Source organism: Brevundimonas diminuta ATCC 11568 (assembly GCF_000204035.1).
Classification (GTDB): domain Bacteria; phylum Pseudomonadota; class Alphaproteobacteria; order Caulobacterales; family Caulobacteraceae; genus Brevundimonas; species Brevundimonas diminuta.
On sequence record NZ_GL883086.1, the window covers coordinates 1,394,777 to 1,399,722 of the forward strand.

The window sequence follows — 4,946 nt, forward strand, 5'->3', positions numbered from 1 at the left end:
GGTCGCGCGTCAGCCGCCCGACCAGCGGCAGCCGCAGCACCCAAGCGTCCAGCCTCAGCCGCACCGCCTCGCGCCGCCGTGCGATCAGGCCCGCGCCGACCAGGGCGGCGAGGATCAGCGCCATCAGCCAACCCCAGTCGCGCATTAGGTCCGACAGGCCGATGACCAGCCGCGTCAGCAGCGGCAGGGTCTGGCCCATGCTGTCGAACTGATCGACCACCTTGGGCACGATATAGGTCATCATGGCGACGATCACGCCCAGCGCCACCACCGCCAGCACGCACGGATAGACCAGCGCCGTCAGCACCTTGCCGCGCACGACCTCGTCCCGCTCCAGCCCGTCGGCCAGGCGTTCGAGGATGGGCTGCAGCGCGCCCGACTGCTCGCCCGCCGCCGTCATGGCGCGATACAGCGGCGGAAAGGCCGCGCCCTGCTGGCCCATGGCGTCGGACAGGCGTCGCCCTTCGATCACCCCGGCGTGGACGCCTTCCAGCACGCGGCGCACGTTGGGCCGGTCCGCCTGAAGCATCAGATTGCGCAGCGCCTCCTCCAGCGGAGAGACCGAAATCAACGTCGCCAACTGCCGCGTCGTCAGCGCCAGCGCCTTGGGCGACAACCGCCCGGCCTTGCCGGATGTCGTCGCAGCGATCGCGCCCGAACGACCCGGCGACAGTTGCAAGGGCGCCAGCTGTCGTTTCGCCAGCGCCTTGCGCGCGGCGGCCTCGTCGGCGGCGGTCACGGAGCCGCTGACCGTCCGCCCGGCGGCGTCGGCGGCGATGTAGTCAAAGGCCGCCATCAGGCCGCGACCTCTTCGGCGGCGGTTTCCTGACGCGCCACGCGCAGGGCCTCCTCGACCGAGGTGACGCCCTCCAGCACCAGCGTCCGCGCCCGGTCGGCCAGCGTCCCGCCGCGCGCGAAGGCGGCGTCGAACACCGCGTCCTCGTCGGCGCCCGAGGCGATCAGGCGACGCACCTTCTCGTCCACCGTCAGCGTTTCATAAAGGCCGATGCGCCCGACATAGCCGGTCGAGCCGCAGTCGGCGCAGCCGTGCGGCCGCCAGACGCGCGCGCCTTCATCGGCGCCGATCAGCCGCGCCGTCGCCCTGTCCGCCGTCTCCTCGATCCGGCAGTGCGGGCACAGGCGCCGCACCAGCCGTTGCGCCACCACCAGCCGCAGGGTCGAGGCCAACAGGAAGGGCTCCACCCCCATGTCGCGCAGGCGCGTCACCGCCCCGGCCGCGTCATTGGTGTGAACCGTCGACAGCACCAGATGGCCGGTCAGCGACGCCTGGACGGCGATGGCCGCCGTCTCCGTGTCGCGGATTTCGCCGACCATGACCACGTCCGGATCCTGACGCAGGATGGCGCGCAGACCGGCGGCGAAGGTCATGCCGACCTTGGGGTTCACCTGCGTCTGGCCGACGCCCTCCATGGCGTATTCGACCGGGTCTTCGACCGTCAGGATGTTGCGCGAGCCGTCGTTCAACAGCGACAGCCCGGCGTAGAGGCTGGTCGTCTTGCCCGAGCCGGTCGGCCCGGTGACGAGGATGATGCCGTTCGGCTCGGCCAGCGCGTGGCGGAAAGCCTCCAGCGCGGCCGGGTCCATGCCCAGCCGGTCCAGCGTCAGCCCGGCCTGATCCTTGTCCAGAATGCGCAGCACCACCCGCTCGCCCGCCCGCGACGGCAGGGTCGAGACGCGCACGTCCAGCGACTTGCCGCCCAGCGTCAGGGGGATGCGCCCGTCCTGGGGCTTGCGCTTCTCGGCAATGTCGAGCCGCGCCATGACCTTGATGCGCGACACCAACAGGGGCGCAACGCGCGGGTTCAGGCTCAGCGCCTCGCGCAGCACCCCGTCCACCCGCATCCTCACCAGCAGCCGCGTCTCATAGCTTTCCAGATGCACGTCCGAGGCGCCGATGCGGGCGGCCTCGGCGATGACGCCGTTGATCAGGCGGATGACCGGCGCGTCGTCCGTGGCGTCCAGCAGGTCCGCCGCCGCCGGAATGTCGTCCACCAGACTGTCGAGGCCCACAGGCAGGGACAGGTCGTCGCCGTCAGCCGCAGTCAGTTGCTCGCCCGCATAGACTTCCGACAGCTTGCGGTCGAAGGCGGCGGCGCTCAGCGGCGTCGCCTCCAGCGGCCGGCCCAGCACGCGACGCGCCTCGACCAGGGCCAGAGGGTCGGCGCCCTCGCGCACCCCGACCACCATCACCTCGCCCGCCGCCAGCAGCAGGACGCCGTGGGTCTTGGCGAAGCCATACGGCAGGCGCGGATCGACGACGGTGATCACCGGGCGGCTCCCGATACCGGCGGCAGAGGTTGCGCCACGACCGGCGCCACGGGCGCGATGACCAGCGGCTCGCCCGCTGCCGGAGCCGCAGGCGGCTGGGCCTGCATATAGTCGCGCAGCAGGGCGTCCAGGCTGGGCTCGCGATCCGGGTGAACCCGCTGCTGCTCGCCGCGCATATAGCCCCAGCGATCCGCCGCCAGCCCCTGTGCGTCCGCCGTGGTGCGCAATATGGTCGGGCGCAGGAAGACCATGAGATTGGTCCGCCCCCGCTCGCGGCTGGTCGAGCGGAACAGGACGCCGACGCCCGGAATGTCGCCTAGGCCGGGAACCTTGCTGGTCTCCAGCCCGTCGTTCTGATCCAGCAGGCCGCCCGCCACGGCGATGTCGCCGTCATCGACGACCAGCGTCGTCTCCAGCTCGCGCTTGTCCAGGATCAGGTCGTTGGCGCCGCTGGTCAGCAGGCCGTTGATGCTCGACACCTCCTGCCGCAGCGTCAGGGTGATGGAGCCGCCGGCGTTGATCTGGGGCCGCACCGTCAGGCGCACCCCGATGTCCTTGCGCTCGGTCGTGGTGAAGGGGTTGGAGTTGCCGTCCAGAATGGTCTGGCCAGTGGTGATCGGCACCTCCTGCCCGACCAGGAAAGTGGCCTCTTCATTGTCCAGCGTCATGATCGACGGGGTCTGCAGCAGGTTGGAGCCCGCGTCCGTCTTGGCCGCATTGATGATGAAGCCGAACAGGCCGTCGCCCCACTTGCCGCCCGCGCCGCCGACGAAACCGTTGGCGCCCAGCAGGCTGTTCAGCGCCAGGTTTTGCAACCGCTCGCGCAGGGGATCGTCCTTGTCGAGCTGACCCGCCGCCGCCCCGCCCGCGATGGGAACCAGCGGCGCCGCGCGGTCGGAATAGTTGGTCAGGCCGACGCCCTGCTCGCCCGCCATCAGCCACTGCACGCCCAAATCGCGCACGGCCTTGTCGCTCAGCTCGACGACGATGGCCTCGATCAGCACCTGCTGGCGGCGCACGTCCAGCTGGCGGATCACCTCGGTCAGGGTGCGTTGCAGGTCCGCCGGGCCGGAGATGACCAGGGCGTTGGCGCCGGGGAAACGGGCGATGGTGGCGCGCTGGCCGGTGGCGGTCACGGTGGTCGAGCCGATCGGCCCGCTGTCGGCCTCGCCCGTCGTGGTCAGCCCGCCCTGCCCCATGCCGCTGGTCGTATTGGTCGCCCCCGCGCGGGCCGTGCGCAGGCGCGGCGAAGACGTCGCCGCCGCATCCGCAGGCTGCCCCACGATCTGTTGCAGGACCGGCAGAAGCTGCTCGGCGTCGGCGTGCTCCAGAAAGACGACGTTGATGTCCTGACTGGCCCGCGCCCGCCCGTCCAGATCGGCGATCAGGCCGCGCACGCGCGACAGCGCCTGCCCGTCCCCGCGCAGCACCAGCGCATTGGAGCTTTCGACCGGGGTGATCGTCACCAGTCCCGGCCCGCCGGGACCGCCCGTCACCTGTTGCAGCACGCCCGCGATCTCACGCGCCGAGGCGTTCTCCAGCGCCACCACCTCATAGGCCGAACGGTCCACGTCGATGCGGCCAACCAGCGCCCGGATGCGCGACAGGTTGTCGGCGAAGTCGGCCACCACCACGCTGTTGGCGCCGGGGTTGGCCAGCACCTGCCCTTGCGCCCCGACCAGAGGCCGGATCGTCTCGGCTGCCGAGGCGGCGTCGATGTGGCGAAGGGTGAAGACCTCGGTCGAGAACCGCTCGGCGCCGACGGTGGCCGGGCCCTGCGCCGCGCCCTGCGCCGGACTGATGCGATAGGCGCCCGACGACGTCGGCGTCACCACCAGACCATTGGCCCGCAACGTCGACAGGAAGACCTCGAACAGTTGGGCGCGGGTCAGGGGGCGCGGGCTGGACACCGTCACCGTGCCCGTCACCGCCGGATCGACGATGAAGGTTCGCCCCGTCGTGCGCGCCACATCCTGCACGAAGGCGCGGATGTCGGCGTTCTGGACGTTCAGCGTCTGGCGCGCCTCCTGCGCCATCACCGGCGCGGCGGCCAGCGGCTGGACCGCCAGAACAGCGGCCAGAACGCCGGTCAACAGAGAGCGGCTTCCAGAGCGACGACTGGGGGCCTTCATGGGCGCGTCCTTACGGTGGTGGAGCGGACCTGACCGTCGCGCTCGAACTGGATCTGGGCCGAGGGAGCGTCGGCCAACTGGCCGCGCAGGGCGGCGAGCGCCTGCGGGCTGTTCAGGGCCGTGCCGTTGACCGACAGGATGACATCGCCTGAGCGCAGACCGGCATTTCGCAGCTCGCCCCCATCGCCCGAGGCGGAAACGGTCAGCCCCTTGATCCCCAGGCCCTGGATGCGCGGCCGCAGCCCCGCCTGGGCGATCAGACGTTGAGGATCGACCACCACGCCTTCAGCCGGGGCCGGTTCAGGCGCAGAGACGGCGGGTTGCGCCGTCGTCGCGGGCGCAACAGAGGCTGCGCCGGACGTCATGTCGGGAAAATCGAGACGGAACGGCGCGCCGCCGCGCGACAGCATGACGTGGTCGGGGGCGACGGCGCTCAGGGTCAGCCCCGGCTCCACCTCCTCGCCCGCACCGACCGAGACCTGGCGTCCGTCCGACAGGCCGATGATGGCCGAGCCGCCGCCCGCG

General features: G+C 71.4%; 4 protein-coding genes. All 4 read right to left on the reverse strand.

Annotated features, from left to right (window positions below; genetic code table 11):
- A partial coding sequence (locus BDIM_RS10630) for a type II secretion system F family protein (RefSeq protein WP_040345763.1) occupies positions 1-796 on the reverse strand: 796 nt, incomplete at its 3' end.
- On the reverse strand, positions 796-2,289 hold the full coding sequence (gspE, locus tag BDIM_RS10635) for a type II secretion system ATPase GspE (protein ID WP_003165598.1): 1,494 nt from the start codon (positions 2,287-2,289) through the stop codon (positions 796-798). The genes gspE and BDIM_RS10630, both read right to left, overlap by 1 nt.
- Positions 2,286-4,421 carry a type II secretion system secretin GspD gene (gene gspD / locus BDIM_RS10640; RefSeq protein ID WP_040345765.1) on the reverse strand — a complete coding sequence of 712 codons (2,136 nt, stop codon included), beginning with the start codon at positions 4,419-4,421 and terminating at the stop codon, positions 2,286-2,288. The genes gspE and gspD overlap by 4 nt, the downstream gene beginning before the upstream one ends.
- Positions 4,418-4,946 (reverse strand): type II secretion system protein N (locus tag BDIM_RS10645; protein ID WP_155818720.1); only part of this gene is annotated, 529 nt, incomplete at its 5' end. The genes gspD and BDIM_RS10645, both read right to left, overlap by 4 nt.

Bases quoted from the DNA above. Each gene is read 5' to 3' on its own strand.
- gspD (WP_040345765.1), bottom strand. From the start codon at position 4,421: ATGAAGGCCCCCAGTCGTCGCTCTGGAAGCCGCTCTCTGTTGACCGGC.